This is a genomic window from Micromonospora sp. NPDC005161 (assembly GCF_053599855.1).
The window spans coordinates 1-22,315 of record NZ_JBSFYQ010000060.1 but is presented as its reverse complement, the minus strand read 5'-3'; the positions used below and the strand labels follow the sequence as shown (position 1 = coordinate 22,315).

Genomic DNA, 22,315 nt, shown 5'->3' with positions numbered 1-22,315 from the left:
ACGTCGGCATGCCCTGGCGCACGCGATGATTCGAGGTCGACGAAGCAGGCTCGCCCGGTAAGCCGCAGGTGCCGTCGTCCCCAGACATCGACTGTGAGCGATAACATGCCATTGGTCAAGCCGCAATTTCCGGGACCAGCGTTGCTGATCAACGCCCCTGGTCGGGACGCGCCGATGGCTGCGCCTTACCGGGCAGTCGGGCGCCGTTTGGTGAGCCACCGCATGACGTCCAGTGCGTGGGACGCGGGCTCCGGGATCGGGTGGAACACGTGCTCGACCACCTCGTCGGTGACGATCAGTGTCAGCCGCTCGTAGAGCGTCATATCACCGGCCGTGAAGGTGGGCAGCCCGAGCTCGGCGGCCAGGGTCAGCCGCGGATCGGGTATCAGGGGGTACGGCAGGCGCAGCCGGTGCACCAGTTCACGCTGGTAGCCGGTTGACTGTGCGGACAGCCCGTAGACGCGCGCCACTCCAGCGCTGAGGATCTCCGTGTGGTGGTCGCGGAGCCAGGTGGCCTGCTCGGTGCCGCCCCGCGCGCCGGGGATCTCCAGCAGGCTCCTGGGCAGGTCGACACCCGGTCGCCCGCTGAGTGGATAGATGAATATGACGCTGCGTCCAGGGCCGAGGGCGCCGAGATCGACCGGCCGACCGTCGGTGGCGTAGAAGCTCAGCGGCGGCAGAGGCGTGCCAACCAGGCCCGCGGGGTTGGCGCCAGCGGCCGGGCCACCGGTCACCACCTGACCCGCGGCTGCGTCGAGGCGCGCGTCGAGGGCGTCGCGCTGGGCGGTCAACTTGCCGATACGGTCCTGGACAGCGTCGACGGTGCTCCGATACGTCGCCAGTGCCGCCGCGCACACATCCGCGTCGTCAGACCCGTCGGTGATCGACTCGACGAACGGGCGGGTCTCCTCGACGGTGAGACCCAGCGCCATGAGCTCGCGAATCTGCGCGACCAGGCGTAGGGCGATCGGCTCGTAGTCGCGATAGCCGTTGCTCAGCCGCCGTGGCACGACCAGCCCGGCCGACTCGTAATACCGCAGGGCACGCACAGTCGTCCCAGTGCGGCGTGCCAGCTCACCCACTCGCATCCGACAACCCTAAACCCGCACCTCAAGGTGCAGGTCAAGGTGTTCATCGTCGCGGTGGCGGGACCGCATTTCTCTGTCAGTCTGGCCCCGTAGACAGGCGAGAACAGGGAGTACGTGATGACAGCTATGAGCCGGGTGATCGGTCGACAGGTCCTGGACAGCCGTGGCAACCCCACTGTCGAGGTGGATGTGGTCCTGGCGGACGGCTCGGCCGGCCGGGCCACCGTGCCGTCCGGCGCGTCGACCGGGGCGAACGAGGCGGTCGAACTGCGTGACGGCGACCCGGGACGTTTCCATGGCAAGGGCGTCAGCAACGCCGTCGCCGCGGTCACCGGGGAGATCGCCGAGGCGGTGCTCGGTCTCGATGCGGAGGACCAGGCGCTGGTCGACGAGACGATGATCGAGCTGGACGGCACGAAGGACAAGGGCCGTCTCGGCGCGAACGCCATTCTGGGCGTCTCCCTCGCCACGGCGAAGGCCGCGGCCCTTGCCCATCGCCAGCCGCTCTACCGCTACGTGGGTGGGGTAGGTGCCCGCCTGCTGCCGGTGCCGATGATGAACATCATCAATGGTGGGGCGCACGCCGACAACCCGCTCGACTTCCAGGAGTTCATGATCGCTCCGGTCGGTGCGGCGAACTTCTTCGAGGCCGTGCGGATGGGCTCCGAGGTGTTCCACACCCTGCGCCGATCCCTGGCCGCGGCCGGGCACAGCACCAACGTCGGCGACGAGGGCGGCTTCGCGCCGAACTTCGCGACCGCCGACGAGGCACTGCGGTTCGTGCTGCGCGCCATCGAGGACTCCGGCTACGAGCCCGGCCAGGACATCACCATCTGCCTGGACCCGGCCAGCTCGGAGTTCTACCGGGACGGCGTCTACGAGTACGCCGGCGAGGGCCGCACCCGGACCATGGAGGAGCACGTCGACTACCTCCTCGACCTGGTCTCCCGGTACCCGATCAGCTCGATCGAGGACCCGATGGCCGAGGACGACTTCGCCGGCTGGAAGCGGCTCACGGCCCTGGCCGGCGACCGGGTCCAACTGGTCGGCGACGACGTCTTCTGCACCGATGTCAACCGGTTGCGCGACGGCATCGAAGACGGTTACGCCAACGCGATCCTGGTCAAGGTCAACCAGATCGGCACCCTCACCGAAACCCTCGCGACGGTGGATGCCGCCCACAAGGCGGGCTACCGGGTGGTGATGTCGCACCGATCCGGCGAGACCGAGGACACCACGATCGCGGACCTGGCGGTGGGCGTCAGCTGTGGTCAGATCAAGACAGGTTCGCTGTCACGCTCGGACCGGACGGCGAAGTACAACCAGCTCATCCGCATCGAGGAAGAGCTCGGTGCCCGCGCGCTCTATCCGGGCCGCCGCTGAGGTGTGAGCTCAGCCGGACAGGCCCTCAGGACGCTTCGCGGACGCGCAGGTCGGCCAGCCACACCTCGGCCAGGTCGCTGAGCGCGACGCCGAGGACCTCGCTGAGGCAGACCACGGTGCCGAACGCGGGTGCCGGGAGCCGACCCACCTCGATCTTGCGCAGCGTCTCCGGCGAGATGCCGGCCGCCAGGGCCACCTCGACGAGGCTGCGGCCACCTCGCGCGACCCGAAGCGCCGCCCCGAGACGTCGCCCCGCTGCGATCTGTTCCGGTGTGAGCGGTGGGCGAACCATGTGAGCAGGATAGATCCGCCTTCTCGGACCGGCAACGCCGACCCGGCGGACGGCCCGACCAGCGTGGTATAAATATACCGCCACCGAGAGGAAGGGTTGGTCGTGATCGAGCTTAAGTCCCCGGAGGAGATCGGACGGATGGCCGTGGCCGGCCAGTTCGTCGGCGAGCTGCTGGCGGAGCTGCGTGAGGTCGCCGCCGTCGGGGTCAACCTGATGGACCTCGAGCACCACGCCCGCCGTCGGATCAAGGAGCGTGGCGCCGAGTCCTGCTACTGGGACTACACGCCGTCGTTCGGCCGCGGACCGTTCCGTAACGTCCTGTGCCTCTCGGTCAACGACGCCGTGCTGCACGGCCTGCCGCACAACTACGCCCTGCGTGACGGTGACCTGCTGAGCATCGACATGGCGGTCGGGATCGACGGCTGGGTCGCCGACTCCGCACTGTCCGTCATCGTCGGTACCCCCTCTGCGGATGACCTGAAGCTGATCGAGGCCACCGAGGTCGCGCTGGAGGCCGCAATCGACGCCGCGCGGCCGGGCAACCAGCTCGGCGACATCTCCGCCGCCATCGGCGGAGTCGCCCGCCGCTACGGCTACCAGGTCAACACCGAATTCGGCGGGCACGGCATCGGCCGCACCATGCATGAGGACGCCCCACACGTGCCCAACAACGGCCGCCCCGGCCGGGGCATGAAGCTCAAGCCCGGCCTGACGATCGCGATCGAGCCGTGGTTCTGCCGCAGCACCGACAAGATCAAATTTGATGAGGACGGGTGGACGATCCGGTCCGCGGACGGCTCGCGCACGGCCCACTCCGAACACACCATCGCGATCACCGAGGCCGGCCCCCGGGTGCTCACCCGCCGCCCCGGGCACGCCACAGGCACGGGCAACCGCAGCGGGCAGTCGGTCGCGACGTCCTGACGGGTGCCGCATGCGGAGTGCCTGCACCGCTGGCTCAAGCTCGCCGCCGACGAGCCGGTCGACGGGCGCTAGGGTCTGGCCGGGAGGTCCGAGGATGAGTTTTCGGTTGGCGGCGTACGCCGTGTGCATCGAGGACGAACGGGTACTGCTCGCCCGTTACGTGCCACCGACGGGCGACACGCACTGGACCCTCCCCGGCGGCATGGTCGAGCACACGGAGGATCCGTTCGACGCGGTGATCCGTGAGGTCGCCGAGGAGACCGGCTGCGACGCGGTGGTCGAACGCCTGCTGGGTGTGGACTCGAGAGTGATTCCCGCTGCCGAGGCGCGGTTAGGGACCGAGCACCAGAATGTCGGCATCTTCTACCGAGTTCGTATCACCGGTGGCGCCCTCCGGCCCGAGCCGAACGGCGAAACCGCCGAATCGATCTGGACTCCGATCCACGACGTAGCTCGCCTACGCCGATCGTCGCTTGTCGACGTTGGTCTCGCACTGGCGCAGGCCCTTCCGGTAACCGGCCACGTCGCCTCCGTCCGGGTCGGCGGTCTCGTTCAGCACTGAGGCCCGGCCGTGCCGACGCTCCCCCGCTGAAGGGGCCGCCATCCCCTGGTGCTGGCCCGAGTAGAACCGGTCACCGGCCGCAGGCCCCGCACGCACCGCGGGTGCGCAGGTGGTAGTCGCTTGACGCCGCGAGGAGTCCGAGCCCCAGGACGCAGTACGCCGACATCGCCACCCAGAGGAACGTGTCGGAGAACTGGCTGATCGACCCTGACGTCAACTGCACCAGCCCCATACCGAAGTAGGCCACAACGCCCGCCCCGAGCCCGAAGCCGGGCACCAGCAGCAGCAGACGAGGGATCGTGCGGCCCGCGAGCAGCGGCACCCACCCCGGCCAGATCTCGCCCCAGCGGTGTACCAGTGCCAGCGGCAGCAGCACTCCGGCCAGCAACAGGCCGATCTCCAGCCCGATCACGGAGGCGTCGTGCGTGAGTCCGTCGAATCCCACCACGACCTGGGCCGCGAAGCGGGTGACGAGGCCGGCGACCGTGGCGTACGCGGCCCAGCGCGCCCACCCCGCGGGTGCTGAGCGCCGCGGGCCCGGTCGGACCGCCCGGCAGCAGTCCGGACAGTCGCCACGGGTACGCCGCTGATAGCGGGCGGTGCCCAGACCGAGCAGAATCGCTCCGGTGACACAACCGAGCCGGCTGGCGAACGCCACCGGGTCGAAGTACGGGCCGACCGTGAACAGCAGGAAGCCCACCAACTCCGGCAGCAGAATCGCGGCTGCCGCGACCAGTGCCCCAGCGACCGTCCAGGCGGCTCCCGCAAGCGCCGGCCGCCATGTCGCCGCCCGGTCCAGAGCAACCGCCAGGACGCCCGCGGCCACACACAACGCCACCGACCGCCAGCCGGTGAAACCGACCAGGTCCGACCCGAACTGCCCGAACTCCGGAGCCTCGCCCACGGTCCACGCCAGACGTACGCCCCCGTATGCCACGGTCCAGCCGAGCACTGCGTACGTCAGGCCGTGGCCACTCCTGCGAGCGGTCGATGCCGATGTGTTCATGCACCCGATCCTCCCGGCGCCCGGGCGCGGGCGGCCCCCGCCGGCAGGGGAAGGCACTCCCTCGCAGGAGGGACCAGCGTGCATGCCGCCGGACGCGCGTACCCCGGCGCCTCGGCGTCCTGGCCACTCACCGTCGGGAGGTCGTTGCGTGACGCCCGAAGGGTCCGGCAGCAAAAGCGTTAATGCCCGTCACGTGTCCCGGTCGCGCATGTCGTCATGTGACCCGATCTCCCCGCACCGGCATCGTCGTGCCCCCTCCGACGAGTGCCTACGACTAGCCGGCGGTGGCCTCACGCTGGATCTGCTCGAATTGGGCGGCCATCGCGGCGGCCAGGGCCTGTGCGGCGGACAGCGGACGAACCATGACCGTGAACTCATCGATCAGGCCGCTCTCGTCCAGGTGCAGGAAGTCGCAGCCCTCGACGGCGACGTCGCCCATCCGCGCCTCGAACACCAGCGCGTGATCGCGACCGCCGTCGCCGCTCAGCTCACGGACGTACCGGAAGTCCTCGAACACCCGCAGCACGCCGCGCAGGATCGCCGCGGTGATCGCCTTGCCCAGATAGGGCTTGAACGCCACCGGGCTGCGAAACACCACGTTGTCAGCCAGGGCCGCCGCGACGGCGTCGAGGTCGTGTGCTTCAACCGCCGCGCGAAAGTCGATCACCGCGCCAGGGTACGGGGTTTGCTCCCGCCGCCGGACGCCAGTACTCGTCGAGTCAAGCGGGGGTTAGGCCAGCGCCGCTGGCAGGGCGAGGAGGGCGAAACGGATCACTCGCCCGAGCAGACACGCGACGGCGAACTCCCAGCGTCGAAGGCCTGCGGTGCCGGCGGCGAGGCTGACTACGGCCAACGGTGGAACCCCGACCGTGGCGGAGACGAGCACCGTCGGTACGGCGGTGCGGCGGCGGGAGAGCCAGCGACGGATCCGCCCGGCCCAACGGGCGGCCCGGGCCGCAGCGCGACCTGATCGGCTCCGTTGCGCGAGCTTCTGGGCCAGCCGCCCCGTTCCGTGACGCGCGGCTTCGAACAGGAGCAGTTTGCCGGCGGTTTGCCCGAGCCCCAGAGCGAGTACGGCGACCAGAGCGTGGCCGCCACGTTGCCCGGCGACCACGGCGTACGCCTCGGCGTTGACGACCGGGACGAGCGCCGAGGCGAGACCGTACCCGAGCGCCACCGCCGCCGCGGCGAGGCTGCTCACGCCCGGCCGTCCCGTTCGAGCAGGCGGACCACCGCCGCGGCTGACCACAGCTTGACCGCGACGACGGCGACGGCGACGGCCAGCGCCAGCCGGTACTGCCCGAACGCGACGGCGCCGACAACCCCGGCGGTGTTGGCGGCCTTGGCCAGGGGTGACCAGTTCAACGCCCATACCCGCCGGTCAACCAGATAGAAGTAGTTGGGGCTGATCACGGGCCAGCACAGGAACGCCAGCGACAGCATGGTGTCCAGCACCAGGAACGAGAGCAGAAACACCAGGGCCACGACCGCGACATCGGGTACGAGTGAGACCAGACCTACGCAGAGCACCGCGGTGCACGCGCGGTCGCTCACGATATCGAGGACGGCCCCCGCCCGGGTCTCCTGTCCGAGCCGGCGGGCGGCCCAGCCGTCGAGCACGTCGCCGAGCCAGTAAATTCCGTACGCCACCGCCAGCAGTACCACTGAGCCGGCGACGAGGGCGGCGACACCGACGGTGACAGCGGCGACCGTGCGGATGACGGTGATGTAGTTGGGAACCGTACGAAGAGGGCCGACGTTGATGGCGGTGCGGGAGTCAACAAGAGTCACCCCTGCAGCGTCGTGCTGTGAGCGTTCCGGGCGGAACGTGCCGCGGTGCCGATCTGGTCGCGGGGGTGGCACCGGGGTGCCGGCCGATCTGGTACCTGGGTACCTGGCCGGTTAACGCGCTGGTCGCGGAGACTGTGCAGGTGATGACTGGTATCCGGGAATGGTTGCGCGACCCCGAGCGAGTGCGCCGGCTCGCTTACGGAGTGGCGGGCTTGATCGTCGCCGTCGTCGTCACGACCGTCGAGGGGGGCCTGTCCGTGCCGGCGGGCTGGGCGTGGCTGGTACTGCCCGTCGGCCTCGTGGCCATGACGCTGCGGCCCCGCTACCGGGCCCTGGTCTTCGCGGTCTCCGCCGGGTTCGTGGCGATGGTGAGCACCGGAGAGTCGGTGCAGTTGGGCCTCGCGGCCGCCGGCCTCGTGTTCGTCTCGATCTGCGAAGACCCGGCCCGACGCCCGTGGCTGGGGTGGGTGGGTGGCTTGATCGGCGCGGTCGGCGCCCTCGCTACCGCGCTGATCAACCAGCGGGGGCTGTACGAGCAGCCGTTCGTCTTCGTGGCGGCCGGCTACCTCCTGGCGACCCTGTTGCGGTCGTGGTCACGCGGCTACGCCCTCGCCCAGGAGACAGGCGAGCTGCGCGACCAGGCGGCCTGGCTCGAGCAGCGCACAAACCTGGCCCGCGAGCTGCATGACGTGGTCGGCCACCACGTCACCGCGATGGTGGTTCAGGCCGAGGCGGGGCAGCTCAGCGACGACCCCGGGGCGGCGCTGCAGGCGATCGCGGGCAGCGGACGCACCGCACTGAGTGAGCTCGATACGCTCGTCGTGCACCTGCGCGATCCGAACGCGGCGATCGCGGTGAGCGCGCCGCCACGCCTGTCCGACATCGACGAGCTGCTCGCGCAGCCGCTGCGCCAGCAGGGCGTGACGGTGCAGGTACGCCTGGACCCCGAGCCCGGCCTGGACGAGATCGGCGTGTTGACCGCCTACCGCATCGCCCAAGAGGCCCTCACCAATATCGCCCGCCACGCGAAAGCCACGGCAGCCTGGGTCGAACTGGTCCGCATCGGCGACCACGTCCGTCTGCGGGTCAGCGACGACGGCATCGGGCCACCCCATGCACCCACGCGCGGCTCGGGCCTGCTCGGCATCGAGGAGCGCGTGCGCGCACGCGGTGGGAGCTGGGAGCTGAGCCAACGCTCCGGCGGCGGCACCCTGATGCAGGCCAACCTGCCGGTGGCGACACCGTGATCCGTGTCGCGATCGCCGACGACCAGCAGCTGGTCCGCGACGGCTTCAGCCTGATCCTGCGTTCCCAACCCGACATCCACGTCGCCGCTGAGGCTGCCGACGGCCGGCAGTTGCTCGAAGCCGTGCGTCACGACTCCCGCATCGACGTCGCCCTCGTCGACATCCGCATGCCGGTGCTCGACGGCCTGCAGGCCACCCGCGAACTGGCCGCGATCCCGCACGCCCCGGCCGTAATCGTCGTAACCACCTTCGACGACGACGCCTACGTCCTGGACGCCATCGCCTCCGGCGCGCGCGGGTTCCTGCTCAAGCGGTGCAGCGCCCGCGACCTGATCGCCGCGGTGCGCACCGTCGCGGCCGGCGAGGCGATCCTCTCCGCCGAGGTCACCGGCGCCGTACTCGACCGGGTACGCGCGACCGGGCCGGCCACCCGCGTGGAACTGGCCGCCTACCAGCTGACCGCTCGGGAGACCGACGTGCTCGCCTTGATCGGTGCCGGGCTCAACAACAACGAGATCGCGGAACGCCTCTACCTATCCATGAGCACCGTCAAGACCCACGTCACCAACGTGCTGGCCAAGACCGGCAGCCGCGACCGCGTACGCGCCGCCATCCTGGCGATCCAGGCCGGCCTCGCACCTTGACAAGAACCAGCAGCGGTCTCGCTCGGCGTATCCAATCGCATGCTGACATGTCGGCTGTCCGCTGACATCGACCAGGTTGATCCGGAGCCCGGCCTGGAGCGCCCGCGTCCGGTGGAGTGACGCCCGATCTACCGGGTCATCCGGCGCTTAGCAGCGCCAGGCCCAGCGGGGTGAGCGTGTGGTGCACGGCGTTGCGGTCGCGGGCACTGGTGACCAGACCCGAGGAGCGCAGCACGGCCAGGTGCCTCCAACGGGCGGGGCGTGATCGCCCGCGTCCTGTTGAAGTACGGTTCGAACTCCAGCGAAGAGGTCAGCAAGTTCAAGGCCTCCGGCGGGTGCACTCATCAGACGGTGTACGACGACGCCCCGGCGCCGGTCTGGGCCGTCGATGTCGACTTCGGCGAGGACTGGGCCGGTGTGCCCTACAGATACGCCGGGAACTACGACCGGTACACGTCGGAGAAACTGCCGTACTGGCCGTACTTCGGCACCAGCTAACCAAACCAGGAGAAGCACCCGCGCCGGCGGTGACAGCGCAAAACACTGTCACCGCCGGCGCTGTTCATACCCCGATGGTCTCGCTGCCTGCCCCATCTGAGGGGGCACAGGCCGGACTCCGGGGTCAACGCGCTCCTGCGCTCCCGTGGCATCCGCACCACCGACTGATAGCGGACGTACGAGGGTGCATCTTTGCCTCCGACCACCAGCGGCCGGCCGAGCGACACACGGTTCAGGAGGCGGTAGCGCACATCGCCCAAGCGCTCCTTCTACCGGCGGTGCAGCACGTAGCCGCGCCCCTCGTTGCTCGGGGTCACGCAGGTTTTGAGCATGCACTGCCGGACGGACCGGGCTACTCCTCCGGGACGCGCGGCCCAACCTCGCCCCGCTTCAGGTGCTCCGCGTTGCGGTCGGCTTCACTTTCGGCGTGCGCCGCCCCGGAGCCCGGGTCGGTCGTTCGGCGCCCCTCGGCGTCCTGATATATCTCGCCGGTCTCGAGGGCTCTCTCCTGCTGACTCTGCTCAGGGCTGGTCATAACCACCCAACTACCCTCCGGCCGCACCAACAAACGGTCACACCTGCTGTTCGACCGCGGTGTCAGACCCCACGAGGGCGGCCGTGTTTCTCGGAGGCGGTAGGCCGCCGGCCTGGCGATGCGGGAGTGGCGCTGATTCTTCACTCCGATGTCACCAATCGATCCGCTAGGCGACCTGTCGGTGTCTGTCCGCAGGAGTTGGCTGTCGATCGTCGCACTTGTCTGGACCAGGAGCTGATCCACGTGCCTTCCTCTCGTCGTACCTTCCTCGCTGGCGGCGCCGCCGCCGGCGTAGGCCTTGTCGTCGCCGGCGGCTTGCCGTCCCTGGCGCAGGCCAACCCGGGCCGGCCTCACCCGCCGGTCAAGGCCGGCCACGTGCCCTTCCCGCCGCTCGTGGACGACCCCGACGGCATCCTGGCCCTGCCCGAGGGCTTCAGCTACACCGTGGTCACCCGGACCGGTGTCACCCGGCTCGACCGCGGCCAGGGCATGACCCCGGCCGACCACGACGGCATGGCCGTCTACGACGCCGGACACGGCCGTTACACCCTGATCCAGAACCACGAGATCGACCCGGGCGCCGAGTTCGGCGTACCGCACGTCAAGGACACGGTGTACGACTCGGGCGCCGTCGACGCCGGCGGTTGCACGGTGATCAAGACGGACCGTGCGGGGCGGAACCTGGGTGAGTTCGTCGCCCTCTCCGGCACCATCTCCAACTGCGCCGGCGGGCCGACCCCCTGGGGGACCTGGCTCACCTGTGAGGAGACCGAGGACCGCGCCGGCGACGAATGGGAAGAGGGCGGCCGGTCCGGCGTCTACCAGAAGGATCACGGCTACGTCTTCGAGGTCTCGGCCGACGGCAGCGCGGACCCGCGGCCGATCAAGTGCCTGGGCCGCTACTCCCACGAGGCCCTGGCGGTCGACAAGGACCGGACCAGCGTCTACCTCTCCGAAGATGCCGACGGGCCCAACGGCCTCTTCTACCGTTGGACGGCGCCGCGCGGCGTCAAGCTCGGTCCCGGCGTGCTCACCCGCCTCGCACCGAACGCCGGCGTCCTCGCCGCCATGCAGATCATCATGGACGACGGCTCGGTGCTGCCGGACGTCGCCTACCTGACCTCCGCTCAGCTGGGCCGGCCCTTCCCCGTACGGTGGATCGAGGTGCCCGACCGCGACGCGCGGAACAAGCCCGTGCGCGAGCAGTTCACCGATGGCCAGGTCACCCGCGGACGCAAGTTCGAGGGCGTGTGGGGCACCGACGAGGGCGTATACGTGGTCAACTCCTACGCCTGGGACGACGGTGACCTGCCGGCGGACGCGGCTCCGCACGATGGCATGGTCTGGTTCTACAACTACGAGGCCCAGACCATCCAGCTCGTGACGTACTTCCCGCACCAGACCGCCTCGGAGGAGGGGACGCCGGTCCGGTACAACGACCTCACCTTCGACGGCCCGGACAACGTGACCGTCACCCCGTGGGGAAGCCTCGTGCTCGCTGAGGACGGCTCGGGCGCCTCCCACGTGCTCAGCACGGTCCCGAGCGGCCCGACGTACGCGATCGCCCGCAACCAGCTCAACGACTCAGAGTTCTGCGGACCTACCTTCACCGCCGACGGCAAGGTGCTCTTCGTCAACATGCAGGACCCTGGCCTCACCCTGGCCGTCACCGGCCCGTGGGAGAAGTACCTGGGCTAACGGAACCAGACCGACCGGTGGGGGCAGGCGATCGCGCCTGCCCCCACCGCGTGTACGACGCGCCAGGTTCGGCCGGTGAGGACGCAGTAGAACCTCGGACGCGTACGAGGTCCTCGGGTCACGAACCGTCCGGAGCCGCGGCCGGCTGCTGTCCCGGCCAGAACGGCCACTCCTCGAACGACCGGCAACGTCCGTCGTCCGCGAATCGCATGATCCACAGGTCGCGGTACTCCTGGTTGACCGGGTCGCCGTAACGGACCTCCTGGCGCGACACGGCGGTGTCGCCGTCGACTGCGACGATCTCCCTGGTCATCTGGAATACCTCGTCGGGACCGTTGCGCTGCTCTTCCCACATCCGGGCGATGGCCGGCAGGCCGACGACAGGCGTCCAGTACGGCCCCTGCTGGTAGGTCGCATCCTCGGTGAAGAGCGTGACCAGCGCGTCCGTGCCCGGCGTCCGCCAAAGCTGCTCGTAGGCGGCGAGCCAATCGGCGACGTGCTTCCTGTTCATGGACATCACCCTGCCATTCGCCGGGCGGCGGGCGGCGGGAACCGGCCAGCCGCCGGTCATGCGCTCGTCGACCCAGCGGCCGGGACGCCGTACGCACGGCGGTGGCTCAGTGGCCACGGAACGCCTCCTCCAGCCACCATGAGCCGCGCGCGGCGCAGACCTTGGCGTCGATTACCAGCGGCCGGGTACGGGGACCAGCGAGCCAGCGGCGTACCGGCCCGAGATCGTCGACGGTTCGGACGGTCAACCCCTCGCAGCCGTAACCACGGGCGATCGCGGCCAGGTCGGTCTCGGGGAAGGTGACCGTCTCCAACGGGTGCCCGTCCGGGCCGAAGTGGTGCACCTCGGCGCCGTACGCCGCGTCGTCGTAGATCACCACGAGGAGGGGTAGCGCCAGCCGGACGGCGGTGACCAGTTCGGTCGCGGACATGACGAAGCCACCGTCGCCGACCGCGGCGACGGTGAGCCGGTCCGGCCGGGCGACCGCCGCGCCGAGGGCACTGGCCAGGCCGAGCCCGATCGACTGGAACGCCTGGGTGAAACAGAATCCGGCCACGTCCGGCACGTCGAGCCACATCGACGGGTAGCCCATGAAGTTGCCGGAGTCGACCACCACCGTCCGGTCGGGCGGCAGCAGGTCGTCCAGGACGGCCGAGAGCGTCCTCGGGTCGATCGTCGCCGGGGCGCCGGCCCGCGCCGACCCACTCTCGTCCCGATACGGGACCGTCCGCCACCGGCCGTGGTCGCGAATCCGTTGTGCCAGCTCCGGCGTACGCCAGCCGCCGGTCCCGGCGTCCACGGGCCCCGTGGAGCCGGCGCCCAGCCGACCGAGCACCGCCTCGGCGACGGCCGCCACCTCGCCGGCCACCGTCAGGTCGACCGGGCGGTTCACCCCGAACGCGGCCGGGTCGTGGTCTACCTGGACGACGACGGCGGAGGGCGGGATCAGCTCGCCGTGCCGGGTGGTCCACATGTTCAGCGTGCTGCCCCAGGCGACGACCAGGTCCGCCGCGCCGATCAGCTCGGCGGCGAGCGGGGTGGCGAAGCCGCCGGCCACGTCGATGTTCCACGGGTTCCCGGCGAACAGTCCCTTCGCCGCGGCCGAGACCGCGAGCAGCGCGCCGCACGCGTCGGCGAGCCGGGTCAGCGGTTCCCGGGCCGCCCGGGCGCCCCGACCCGCGATGAAGACCGGTCGACGTGCGGCCAGGAGCGCGGCCAGCAACGGCTCGACCTGCGGGGCGGTGGCCGGGGTCGGCGCGACCGCAGGGACCGTGCCGGACCACGGTTCGGTCACTGTGCGCTGCACCTCCAACGGGAGGCCCAGCACGACCGTCGCGCCCCGGGCGGCGGCCCGGTACGCCGCGCCCGCGTCCTCGGCCGCGTGCGTCGCGCGTACCCGGTGGAAGTCGGCCCCGACCGAGGTGGCGAGCGCCGGCAGGTCGATGAAGAAGTTCGACCGGGGCTCGGTCGCCTCCGGGGCCAGGACCACCATCGGGGTACGGCTCTTCGCGGCCTCGGTGAGGCCGGTCAGCGCGTTGGTGACGCCCGGACCCTGGTGCACCGAGAGCAGGCCCACCGTCCCGGAGGTGCGGGCGTACCCGTCCGCCATGCTCGCCGCGCCGCCCTCGTGGGCCGCCGCCACGAACCGGGCGCCGGCCGCCACAAGCGCGTTCGTGACATGGAAGTTGCCGCTGCCGACCACCCCGAAGACGTACCGTGCCCCGTGTCCGTACAGAACCCGCCCGACCACCTCGGCTACCCGCATCTGCGGCCCGGTCCTACCGTTCGACCAGCGCGAGGACCCGGCACGGGCTGCCGGACCCGGAGACGATCGGCAGTGGTCCGGCGATCACCACGGCGCCGGTCGCCGGCAGTTGCGCCAGGTTACGTAGCTGGGTCAGGCCGTACTTTTCCTGGCCAAGCAGGAACGAGTGGCACGGGAACGGCGGGTCGAACGAATGCGCGGCGCCCGCGTCGGTGCCGACCGTCTCCACCCCGACGCCCTGGATCGGCGACTCCTCGGCCAGCCAGCGGGCGCACTCGACGGAGATGCCCGGGGTACGCCCGGCGTTGGCGTACCGCTCCGGGTCGTCGCCGTACGCGTCCCAACCGGTGCGGTAGAGCAGCCAGCCACCGGTGGGCAGAGCGCCGTGTTCCGCCTCCCACGCCTTGATGTGCTCGACCTCGAGCAGGAAGTCAGGGTCGTCGACAGCGTCGGCGGCGTGGTCGATCACCACCGCCGGGGCGATCAACTGGCTCACCGGGACCTGCGACACGTCCGCGCCCTGTTGACCGGTGAGCCAGTGCACCGGGGCGTCGAAATGGGTGCCGGTGTGCTCGCCGGTGGAGAAGTTGTTCCAGTACCAGGCCGGACCGCGGTCGTCGTACCGGCTGATCTCGCTGAGCCGGAACGGCCAGGTCTGGCCGAACTGCTCGGGCAGACCCAGGATCGGGGTCTGGTCCGAGAGCGGAGCGGTGAGGTCGACAACCTGGATCCGGCCGCTGGAAAGAGCGGCGACAAACTCCTGCAGCCCGTCATGCGGCGACGGTACACCGCGCTCAAGCTCCATGATGGACCCTCGAACGGGGTGTGTCAGCGGCGCTGCCCGCCCCGCGGCTCCACAGCGACCTTCCGCCGAGTCCGGGCAAGCGCCGCGCGGGGCGGATGCTGCGCAGCGCGGCGGAAGGCGGGCGGACGGCTCACAGGACGGCGAATCCCGCTCGCCAGGAGGGATACTTCGGGGTCCAGCCGAGGTGCTTGCGGGCGTAGTGGTTGCTCGCTCCCCGCGCCCAGCCGTGCCGCTCGCCCTCGGTCACCGCGGGGGCCGCGACCCCCGCCGCCGCGCAGAACGCGGGCACCCACTTCGCGGCCGGGGCGGGCTCGTCGTCGCAGACGTTGACCGCGCCGGACGGCCAGTCCAGGGCGGCGAGCGCGGCGGCGACGGCGTCGTCGACATGCAACAGGCTGCTCACGTCCGCGTCAGCGATGACCTTGCCGGCAGCGGCGAACTGAGCCATGTGGCCGTCCCGGGCGTACCAGGTGCCCGGACCGTAGAGGGTGCCGTACCGAAGCACGATCCACTCGGGTGCCTCCTGTACGGCGGACTCGAGCGCGGCGACACCGGCCACACTGGTCTGCCGCGGTTCGGGGGCGCCGAGGTCAAGCGCCGTGTTCTCGGGCGCGGGCTCGGCGCCCGGCTCGTACGCCCAGGCGATGCTCTGCGCCACGATCCGGCGTACCCCGGCAGCGAGCGCCGCGTCGACCAGGTTGCGGGTCCCGACCCGGCGCAGCCGCGAATTGGCAGCGAAGTCGCCCGTGCTCAGGCTGGTCAACTGGTGCATCACCACGTCTGGCCGGACGGAGCGGACCGCGGCCACCACCGCGTCCCGGTCGAGAACGTCAACGGCGACCGCGCCGTTGCGGGCCAGCCCGGTGACCTCATGCCCCTGGGCGGTCAGGAGCGGCTCGAGCCGACGGCCGATGACGCCGGTCGAACCGGCGAGAAGGATACGCATGATCAGGCTTCTCCGTCAGTTTCGCGGGATGCGCGGCGGTCCTTGCGCTGTTCGAGTTCCTCGGGGCTGACCAGCACCAGCATCTCCTGGCCAGGCGCGCACACCATGACGACCAGGAACTTGCTCAGCCGGTCGGGCAGGTTGTTGGCGGCCTGGTAGTGGATGACGTCGCCGCCGGGCTCCCAGAACGACTCGCCGGCCTTGATCACCCGTTCCGGCTCGCCCTCCAGCTCGAAGATCATCTCGCCTTCGAGCATGTAGCCGAAGACCGGCCCGGAGTGCCGGTGCGGCGGCGAGCCGGGGTCGCCCGGCGGCAGTTCGATCGTCGCCGTCATCACGTGCGAGCCCTTCGGCAGCTCCGGCGGCATGGCCGTGCCGAGCAGCACGAGCTCGTTGTTCCCGATTTTCATGGTCTGCATGCATCGAACGTAACTCCGCCCGGACCAACGGAATGGACCACTCAGCAACGGGTCTGATGGACCAGTTGGCCAAGTCCGGTCAGCGCCGCCTTCCAGGCGTGTGCTGGCGGCGCCGCGTATCCGAGGATCAGGGCCGCTGCCTGCCGCTCATCCGCCGGATCGTGCCAGTAGCCACTGCTGAACAGGCCCGTCAGGTGCAGGCCCTGGCGGTGTCCGGCCCGGATCAGCCCGCGCTCCTGCGTCGCCGAGGTCAGCGGCAGCAGTGCGTGCACGCCAGCCGCGATGCCCTCCAGTGGGGTGGTGGTCACCTCGGCCAGGCGGTCGGCCAGCTCGGCTCGGCGGCGCCGGTAGGTCAGGCGCATGCGGCGGATGTGTCGGTCGTAGTGGCCCTGCGTGAGCAGGTCGGTCATCGCCAGCTGGTCGATCGAGGAGACCGCGGCGCCGGCCTCCAGGATCACGTCAGCAAGGTCGCGGCGCAGCGGCTCGGGAACGACGAACCAGCCCAGGCGCACGCCCGGCGCCAGCGACTTGCTCGTGCTGCCGGCGTACACGATCCGCTCTGGCGCCAGCGCCTGCATCGCGCCCACCGGCCGCTGGTCGTAGCGAAACTCCCCGTCGTAGTCGTCCTCGATCAGGAACGCGTCGTACTCCCGCGCCCAGGCGATGAACTGGTAGCGGTGCTGCGGGGCGAGTACCACCCCGGTCGGATGCTGGTGCGCCGGGGTGAGCAGCGCGGCCTGGCCCGCCGCCTCGTCCGGGTCGGCTCCGACCGCGCCGACAGTGAGCGGGGTGACCGTCAGGCCCGCAGCACGGAGCACCATGCGGTGATGGGCCAGGCCGGGATTCTCGGTGGCGATGGCGCGTACGCCGCGCCTGTGCAGCGTCCGCGCCAGCAGGGACAGACCCTGGGTGAATCCCGCGGTGATCACCACAGCGTCCGGGTCGCAGCGCACCCCACGAGTACGCGCGAGATACCCGGCCAACGCCGCCCGCAACGCGGGCAGCCCCGTCGGCTCGGGGTAGTCCAGCGTGCCGCGCGACGCCGTCGCCAGCGCCCGGCGGACGCTGCCGGCCCAGGCCGCGCGCGGAAAGGAAGCGAGATCAGGAATCCCCGGCCGCAACTCGATGGCCGACTCGGACGCCGTCGACGGCCGTGGTTTCCGCCGCGAGTCGGGCAGATCATGGCGTACGTCCGCGACCCGGGTGCCCGAGCCGGGCGCCGACACCAGCCACCCTTCCGCCACCAGCTGCGCGTACGCCTGCACCACCGTGCCCCGGGCCAGGCCCAGGTCGGTGGCCAGGCTCCGGCTCCCGGGCAGACGCGACCCGGCCCGCAACCGGCCGGTCCGAATGCTCTCTCGTAGCGCACTCTCCAGCGAACGACCCGGGAACCCCGCACCCCGATCGAACTCCAGATGCAGGTCGAGTGACTCCGCCATCCGCCAACGATCCCATCCGTGCGGCCGGCGCGACGTGTCGACGACGACTCAGGCAGTCAGCGGTTATCGCTGGAACTGGTCCAGCTTCTGCGGGTTGAGGATGATCAGCACTCGTTCGATACCGTCGGGTGAGGCGTCGACGGTGACCAACCCGACGGCGGTTCCTGCCCGCGACAGGAGGATCGCGGCCTGGTTGTTGGATTCGACGACCTCCAACGAGAGGTCGCTCCCGAACTTGCGGAACAGTCCCAGGATGTAACGCGCCACGTTGTCGCGTCCGACGATGGGCACCTGTGCGGCCCGGACGGCGCCGCCGCCGTCGGCGTAGGAAACGGCTGTCTCGGCGAGCAGTTTCTCAAGCTGGGTCAGGTCTCCGGATCGGGCGGCGGTGAGGAATGCGCGCAGCAGACGGCCGTGCTCCGCGCGGACGACCGGACCGTGCCGCTCCTGGGCCAGGTGCATCCGGGCGCGTCGGCCGAGCTGCCGCGCATTCGCCTCACTGACGTCGAGTACCTCGCCAACCAGCCGGAACGGGTAGTCGAACGCCTCGTGCAGCACGTACACCGCTCGCTCGGCCGGGGTGAGCCGTTCCAACAGGAGCAGCACGGCAAGTTCGAGCGACTCGTTCCGTTCGGCCTGGAACATCGGATCGGCGGACGGTCGAGGGGCTCGGGTAGCCACGGCCCGGGATAGAACTCGCGGCGGGCGCGAGCCGATGTCGCGGCGTTCAGAGCGACTCGAGAGGTGGTCGTGATCAAGAAGCCGATCGGGTCCCGTACCTGGCTGCGATCGGTCTGCTGCCACCGGAGCCAGGCGTCCTGCACGACGTCCTCCGCCTCCATGACGCTGCCGAGCATCCGGTAGGCGATGCCGAAGAGCCGGGGACGGACCGCGTCGAACACCCCGAGGGCGTCGATCAGTGTCCCCTCTTTCCCTAGCCCTGCCATAACTGACGCCTCGTCCCTTCTATCCTCGGATGTGCGGATGAGCTCAATCCACTGCCGATATCGCCGCCTTCGCTGAGCAGCGGCGCACATGTGGATACCCCGCACGGCCGTACTACAGCGTCGGCGCGTCACGCCAGGCACGCCATCGTCGGGGCACCGGGCCCGCAAGAGTGGGGTCACCTGCTCGGTGGACGGTCTGGCCGTCGGTACGGCGGGGCGCCGATTCAAGTAGATCGACACAGATCCGCACGAGCGTGCCGATGAGCCAGGTGACCGGTCTGTCGATGCTGTCCTGTTCGTCGTCCCGCATCGTGTACCAGCGGACGTATGTTTCCTGTACCGCGTATTCCGCCGCCGCGGCTGAGCCGAGCAGGCGGTGTGCGATGTTCTCGAGGAGGCGTCGTTCGGCGACGACCGCGCAGAACGCGCTGGGTAGCGCGGCCAACCGAGGTGGGCGGCGGGATTCGGGAACCATCACTTCTCCCATTGGGCGGCCAGAGCCGGCGCGAAGCCGAGCCGAGCCGCTCGGCGGTCGCGCAGCACCGTAAGCAGGATGATCACCAGGCCGACGAGCGCCACGGCCGCGTTTCCGGTAGTGAGGAGAATCGCCTCACCAATGGTGGCGTTCTCCATGTTGGCGAGGTGGTAGAAGAAGTGCGGCACCCCAAAGATCGAGTAGGCCGCCGCGGCGGGGATGACGAAGTGGGCCTTGGGTTTGACCGCCGCGATGCCCAGCAGCAACGCGATCGCCAGTGATGCGCTGCCGAAGTCCCGCGCGTAATGCTCACTGAACGGCGGCGTGAGGTCCACCGTCGGGAAGTTCGTGTAGAAGCTCGCCGGCCAGATCGCGTTCCAGAGCCCGACCACGGCGTTGTCGACGAACAAGATCGCCAACGCGATGCGGATGATGATGGTCACGAGTTGTTGCTCCTTGCGCTGTCCCGGCCCGGCGTCCGAGCTGTCGCCTCAGGGGTGCCAGCCGACGGAGCTGGGCGCGTCGGATGCCCATCGCCGGTGGTGGGCGTGCTGTCACCGGTTCGGACCGAGCAGCTCTCCGATTCGTGACAGGCAGCCGAGCGGCCAGCCCTGCCGTCACGAATCGCGGCGCAGCTCGGTCCCACATTCGGACGCCGCGGTCGTCGGCGGCGAAGGGAGCATGCCATGTACAGACGTGTTGCCGAGGGCGTGACCGGCGAGCCCGGCACCGGCCGGGCACCTCTCATTCGTCGTACCCTCGGGTTGATCGTCACGGTCGCGCTCGCTGCTGGTCTCCCGCTGGCGGTCGCGCCGACCCCTGTGTTCGCCCACGGCGCGACGCACTCGATCACGCCGGCGGACGGTGCCGCGCTCCCGACCGCCCCGCGCCGGGTTGAGGTGGTGTTCGCCGCCGCGATCACCCCGGACAGCACCGTCACGATCATGGACCGCACAGGAACGGACTGGGCCGGCGGTCGACCGACCGTCAGAGGCGCGACCCTGATCCAGCCGGTGGACGCGGGTATGCCCGACGGCAGGTACGAGATCAGCTGGCGAGCAACCGTCACCGACGGACACCCGGTGGCCGGCACGGCCAGGTTCACCGTGGGAGCCGGCGCGGCGAACCCGTTCCGAGCCCGGGTCACCCACGGTGGAGTGGTCGCGTTCTACGCCGCCGCAGGCGTGGCCGTACTCGCTCTCCTGCTCGCGATCATGACGCTTTCACGCGGCGTCTACACCGCCAGCAGGCGTAGCTCGCCAACGCGGGCGGGCGTGAGCAATCGACGTTTTAGGGCGTTTTGCTGAACTTTGGCCTTGGCGGGTAGTCGGATAGGTAGGACCACCGGTTGATGTCTCCCCCACGCCGGCCCCTGGGCCGGGCGGCGCACCACTGAAGGGTCACGGCTGACGTGGATTGGAAGGTGATTCAGTGCGTATCGCGGTAGCCGACGGGACCGGCTGGGTCGAGCCCGGCGGCACAAAACGCCACAGGTCGGCCCTGATGAAGGGCCGGCACCCGTCACACCAGAAGACCGCACCTGAGGCTCTTCGGTGACCGCGCTGATCCGGATCGCCCTAGCCGCTCTCTTCCTCGACGAACTCGTCGTTGGGTTCTGGAACCAGGTCTTTCCCGAGAGCTTCTACAAGAACTTTCCGACCGTCGCCCTCACCCCACCATTCAGCGAGCACTACGCGCGAGACTTCGGCGGAGCCACCCTCGGCCTCGCCGTCGTCCTCGGCATAGCGCTCGTCGCACCTCGAGCGGTGTTCACCATCCCCGCGGCGGCGGCCTTCTCGACCTTCGCCATACCCCACTTCTTCTACCACCTGACCCACCTCAACCACGCCACCGGTGGCGAGGCCGTGTTCCTCACGGCTGCCAATGCCGTCGTCGCCCTGCTCGGCCTTCTCGTCATCGCCCTGACCCTTGTCCGGGACGCCAGGCAGCGCCGACGCCACGGCGTCGAACGGCCCCCGAGCGGAGCCGCCAGCGGATGATCGGGGGGCGGCCGGCCGCGGTCGAGGCACCGGCCGACAAGACACTCCCGAGCGTTCCCCGCGTGGTGACCGGCCAGACGGCGCTGAGCCAACGGCGTCGGACCCGGCCCCTATCCTCGGGGACATGACGATTCAGCGCATGGACAACGTCGGCATCGTCGTGGACGACCTCGACGCAGCCGTCGCGTTCTTCATCGAACTCGGCATGGAGCTAGAAGGCAGGATGCCGATCGAAGGAAGCTGGGCGGGACATGTCGTCGCGCTCGACGACATGCGAAGCGAGATCGCAATGATGCGGATCCCGAACGCCCCGGGCCGACTCGAACTGGCGAAGTACCACAACCCGACGGCGATCACGCCCACGCCGAAGATCACCGCGGTGAACACGCTGGGCCTGCACCGGGTCATGTTCGCCGTCGACGACATCGACGACACCCTCGCCCGCCTCCGCCCGCACGGCGCCGAACTCGTCGGCGAAGTGACGCGCTACGAGGACAGCTACCTGCTCTGCTATCTACGTGGGCCGAGCGGCATCATCCTCGCGTTGGCCGAGCAGTTGAGCTGAGAAGGCATTTCAGATCTGGTCAGTCGGACGTCGAAAACGGGCCGGTGGCTGCGCGATCGGAACGGTCTCCTTCTCGACCTGGCGCGCTCGGCGGCCGTGCGAGTTCCTCCCGGTCGCAAGCCTCGGAGTCGAACCGAGCAGGCCGCCGTTATGAGCAGCAGCTGGACCCACGTCCGCCTGCGCCTCACTCCGCAGTGGATGGCATCTGGAGGCCGCAGCGGGATTCGAACCCGGCGTGCGCGGTTTTGCAGACCGCTCCCTGACCTCTCGGGCATACGACCCTGCGCGCCCCCGGACCGATTCGAACGGCCGGCCTGCGGTCCCGGAAACCGCTGCTCCATCCGCTGAGCTACGGGGGCACGGTGCAGGAGGAGGGACTCGAACCCCCAGGGCTACTGGTTTACAGCCAGCGCTGGACAGCCATCAGCTCCTGCCTGGGGTGACTGGCGGGTACTGACCCCCGCACCTCCGGGACCACAACCCGGCGCTCTACCACTGAGCTACAGTCACAACTTCGGCCATTCGGCCAGTGCCCGCGGAGAGATTTGAACTCCCGACCCTCGCCTTGTAAGGGCGACGCTCTCCCCCTGAGCTACACGGGCATTGCTCCCTCGCCTGGACTCGAACCACGATCAGCCGGTTAACAGCCGGCCGCTCTGCCCTTGAGCTACGAGGGAATGGTCGCGCGTGCGGGGCTCGAACCCGCTTCGTCGCCTTGAAAGGGCGAGGGCCTACCCATAACCGAACGCGCGGTGCTGTGCCCCGAGCTGGTGTC

The 22,315-nt window shown here is 70.0% G+C and carries 25 protein-coding genes, 7 tRNA genes and 1 pseudogene; 10 read left to right on the top strand and 23 right to left on the bottom strand.

All coding sequences use genetic code 11. The features are described 5' to 3' along the window. Positions 1-185: 185 nt before the first annotated feature. On the bottom strand, positions 186-1,088 hold the full coding sequence (locus ACWD5O_RS33740; protein WP_450087773.1) for a MerR family transcriptional regulator: 903 nt from the start codon (positions 1,086-1,088) through the stop codon (positions 186-188). Positions 1,089-1,205: 117 nt separating this feature from the next. Between ACWD5O_RS33740 and eno the strand changes: the two genes are divergently transcribed. Next, on the top strand, positions 1,206-2,471 hold the full coding sequence (gene eno / locus ACWD5O_RS33735) for a phosphopyruvate hydratase (protein ID WP_450087772.1): 1,266 nt from the start codon (positions 1,206-1,208) through the stop codon (positions 2,469-2,471). A gap of 25 nt (positions 2,472-2,496) precedes the next feature. Here the strand turns inward: eno and ACWD5O_RS33730 are convergent, their stop codons facing one another. Continuing rightward, entirely contained in the window at positions 2,497-2,763 is a 267-nt protein-coding gene (locus ACWD5O_RS33730) for a helix-turn-helix domain-containing protein (RefSeq protein ID WP_450087771.1), read from the bottom strand. Positions 2,764-2,865: 102 nt separating this feature from the next. Here ACWD5O_RS33730 and map point away from each other — a divergent pair, with 102 nt between their 5' ends. Beyond that, positions 2,866-3,687 carry a type I methionyl aminopeptidase gene (map, locus tag ACWD5O_RS33725; RefSeq protein ID WP_450087770.1) on the top strand — a complete coding sequence of 274 codons (822 nt, stop codon included), beginning with the start codon at positions 2,866-2,868 and terminating at the stop codon, positions 3,685-3,687. A 106-nt stretch (positions 3,688-3,793) separates the two neighbouring features. Beyond that, on the top strand, positions 3,794-4,249 hold the full coding sequence (locus ACWD5O_RS33720; RefSeq protein ID WP_450087769.1) for an NUDIX hydrolase: 456 nt from the start codon (positions 3,794-3,796) through the stop codon (positions 4,247-4,249). 70 nt (positions 4,250-4,319) lie between these two features. On the opposite strand, the gene ACWD5O_RS33715 is transcribed toward ACWD5O_RS33720, so the two are convergent. From ACWD5O_RS33715 to ACWD5O_RS33700, 4 genes are all read right to left on the bottom strand, one after another. Continuing rightward, the gene (locus ACWD5O_RS33715) at positions 4,320-5,255 is read right to left on the bottom strand and encodes a hypothetical protein (protein ID WP_450087768.1); all 936 of its coding nucleotides are present in this window, start codon (positions 5,253-5,255) and stop codon (positions 4,320-4,322) included. 274 nt (positions 5,256-5,529) lie between these two features. Further along, positions 5,530-5,922: a nuclear transport factor 2 family protein gene (locus ACWD5O_RS33710; protein ID WP_450087767.1), complete on the bottom strand. Its 393-nt coding sequence runs from the start codon at positions 5,920-5,922 to the stop codon at positions 5,530-5,532. A 63-nt stretch (positions 5,923-5,985) separates the two neighbouring features. Next, positions 5,986-6,456, bottom strand: a complete 471-nt coding sequence (locus ACWD5O_RS33705; RefSeq protein ID WP_450087766.1) for a hypothetical protein — start codon at positions 6,454-6,456, stop codon at positions 5,986-5,988. Beyond that, positions 6,453-7,046, bottom strand: coding sequence for a CDP-alcohol phosphatidyltransferase family protein (locus ACWD5O_RS33700; protein WP_449937831.1), 594 nt, complete (start codon positions 7,044-7,046; stop codon positions 6,453-6,455). The genes ACWD5O_RS33705 and ACWD5O_RS33700 overlap by 4 nt, the downstream gene beginning before the upstream one ends. A gap of 17 nt (positions 7,047-7,063) precedes the next feature. On the opposite strand from ACWD5O_RS33700, the gene ACWD5O_RS33695 reads away from it, so the two are divergent. The 4 genes from ACWD5O_RS33695 to ACWD5O_RS33680 all read left to right on the top strand — a co-directional run bounded on the left by ACWD5O_RS33695 (position 7,064) and on the right by ACWD5O_RS33680 (position 11,668). After that, a complete protein-coding gene (locus ACWD5O_RS33695) occupies positions 7,064-8,293 on the top strand; it encodes a sensor histidine kinase (RefSeq protein ID WP_450087765.1) in 1,230 nt (409 codons plus the stop codon). Continuing rightward, entirely contained in the window at positions 8,290-8,937 is a 648-nt protein-coding gene (locus tag ACWD5O_RS33690) for a response regulator transcription factor (protein WP_354962971.1), read from the top strand. The genes ACWD5O_RS33695 and ACWD5O_RS33690 overlap by 4 nt, the downstream gene beginning before the upstream one ends. Before the next feature lie 261 nt (positions 8,938-9,198). Beyond that, the gene (locus tag ACWD5O_RS33685; protein WP_450087764.1) at positions 9,199-9,435 is read left to right on the top strand and encodes a hypothetical protein; all 237 of its coding nucleotides are present in this window, start codon (positions 9,199-9,201) and stop codon (positions 9,433-9,435) included. A 778-nt stretch (positions 9,436-10,213) separates the two neighbouring features. Beyond that, on the top strand, positions 10,214-11,668 hold the full coding sequence (locus tag ACWD5O_RS33680; RefSeq protein ID WP_450087763.1) for an alkaline phosphatase PhoX: 1,455 nt from the start codon (positions 10,214-10,216) through the stop codon (positions 11,666-11,668). Positions 11,669-11,786: 118 nt separating this feature from the next. Here the strand turns inward: ACWD5O_RS33680 and ACWD5O_RS33675 are convergent, their stop codons facing one another. From ACWD5O_RS33675 to ACWD5O_RS33630, 10 genes and pseudogenes are all read right to left on the bottom strand, one after another. Next, a complete protein-coding gene (locus tag ACWD5O_RS33675; protein WP_450087762.1) occupies positions 11,787-12,179 on the bottom strand; it encodes a YybH family protein in 393 nt (130 codons plus the stop codon). 106 nt (positions 12,180-12,285) lie between these two features. Further along, the gene (locus ACWD5O_RS33670; RefSeq protein ID WP_450087761.1) at positions 12,286-13,944 is read right to left on the bottom strand and encodes a thiamine pyrophosphate-binding protein; all 1,659 of its coding nucleotides are present in this window, start codon (positions 13,942-13,944) and stop codon (positions 12,286-12,288) included. Positions 13,945-13,957: 13 nt separating this feature from the next. Next, positions 13,958-14,749: a cyclase family protein gene (locus tag ACWD5O_RS33665; protein WP_450087760.1), complete on the bottom strand. Its 792-nt coding sequence runs from the start codon at positions 14,747-14,749 to the stop codon at positions 13,958-13,960. A 130-nt stretch (positions 14,750-14,879) separates the two neighbouring features. Further along, positions 14,880-15,695, bottom strand: coding sequence for an NAD-dependent epimerase/dehydratase family protein (locus tag ACWD5O_RS33660; protein ID WP_450087759.1), 816 nt, complete (start codon positions 15,693-15,695; stop codon positions 14,880-14,882). A 2-nt stretch (positions 15,696-15,697) separates the two neighbouring features. Further along, the gene (locus ACWD5O_RS33655) at positions 15,698-16,114 is read right to left on the bottom strand and encodes a cupin domain-containing protein (protein ID WP_450087758.1); all 417 of its coding nucleotides are present in this window, start codon (positions 16,112-16,114) and stop codon (positions 15,698-15,700) included. A 41-nt stretch (positions 16,115-16,155) separates the two neighbouring features. Next, positions 16,156-17,553 (bottom strand): MocR-like pyridoxine biosynthesis transcription factor PdxR, encoded by a 1,398-nt coding sequence (gene pdxR / locus ACWD5O_RS33650; protein WP_450087757.1) that lies wholly within the window; start codon positions 17,551-17,553, stop codon positions 16,156-16,158. A 63-nt stretch (positions 17,554-17,616) separates the two neighbouring features. Next, positions 17,617-18,234 carry a sigma factor-like helix-turn-helix DNA-binding protein gene (locus ACWD5O_RS33645; RefSeq protein ID WP_450087756.1) on the bottom strand — a complete coding sequence of 206 codons (618 nt, stop codon included), beginning with the start codon at positions 18,232-18,234 and terminating at the stop codon, positions 17,617-17,619. 86 nt (positions 18,235-18,320) lie between these two features. Further along, positions 18,321-18,395: pseudogene (locus ACWD5O_RS33640) on the bottom strand (hypothetical protein); the annotation flags it as partial. Positions 18,396-18,612: 217 nt separating this feature from the next. Then, positions 18,613-18,945 (bottom strand): sigma factor, encoded by a 333-nt coding sequence (locus ACWD5O_RS33635; protein ID WP_450087755.1) that lies wholly within the window; start codon positions 18,943-18,945, stop codon positions 18,613-18,615. 29 nt (positions 18,946-18,974) lie between these two features. Next, positions 18,975-19,418: a hypothetical protein gene (locus ACWD5O_RS33630; protein ID WP_450087754.1), complete on the bottom strand. Its 444-nt coding sequence runs from the start codon at positions 19,416-19,418 to the stop codon at positions 18,975-18,977. A gap of 243 nt (positions 19,419-19,661) precedes the next feature. Here ACWD5O_RS33630 and ACWD5O_RS33625 point away from each other — a divergent pair, with 243 nt between their 5' ends. The 3 genes from ACWD5O_RS33625 to ACWD5O_RS33615 all read left to right on the top strand — a co-directional run bounded on the left by ACWD5O_RS33625 (position 19,662) and on the right by ACWD5O_RS33615 (position 21,540). After that, positions 19,662-20,282: a copper resistance CopC family protein gene (locus ACWD5O_RS33625; protein ID WP_450087753.1), complete on the top strand. Its 621-nt coding sequence runs from the start codon at positions 19,662-19,664 to the stop codon at positions 20,280-20,282. A gap of 246 nt (positions 20,283-20,528) precedes the next feature. Beyond that, complete coding sequence (locus tag ACWD5O_RS33620; protein ID WP_450087752.1) at positions 20,529-20,975, top strand: hypothetical protein; 447 nt, start codon at positions 20,529-20,531, stop codon at positions 20,973-20,975. 124 nt (positions 20,976-21,099) lie between these two features. After that, positions 21,100-21,540 (top strand): VOC family protein, encoded by a 441-nt coding sequence (locus tag ACWD5O_RS33615; protein WP_450087751.1) that lies wholly within the window; start codon positions 21,100-21,102, stop codon positions 21,538-21,540. Between the two features lie 206 nt (positions 21,541-21,746). Here ACWD5O_RS33615 and ACWD5O_RS33610 read toward each other — a convergent pair. The 7 genes from ACWD5O_RS33610 to ACWD5O_RS33580 form a co-directional block, all read right to left on the bottom strand. Next, a tRNA-Cys gene (locus ACWD5O_RS33610) sits at positions 21,747-21,821 on the bottom strand. A gap of 5 nt (positions 21,822-21,826) precedes the next feature. After that, positions 21,827-21,899 (bottom strand) — tRNA-Arg (locus tag ACWD5O_RS33605). A gap of 4 nt (positions 21,900-21,903) precedes the next feature. Next, a tRNA-Tyr gene (locus tag ACWD5O_RS33600) sits at positions 21,904-21,974 on the bottom strand. A gap of 1 nt (position 21,975) precedes the next feature. Beyond that, positions 21,976-22,050, bottom strand: a tRNA-His gene (locus tag ACWD5O_RS33595). 20 nt (positions 22,051-22,070) lie between these two features. Then, positions 22,071-22,142, bottom strand: a tRNA-Val gene (locus ACWD5O_RS33590). Between the two features lie 4 nt (positions 22,143-22,146). Continuing rightward, positions 22,147-22,217: transfer RNA gene (locus ACWD5O_RS33585), tRNA-Asn, on the bottom strand. Position 22,218: 1 nt separating this feature from the next. Beyond that, a tRNA-Glu gene (locus ACWD5O_RS33580) sits at positions 22,219-22,292 on the bottom strand. Between the last annotated feature and the right edge of the window lie 23 nt (positions 22,293-22,315).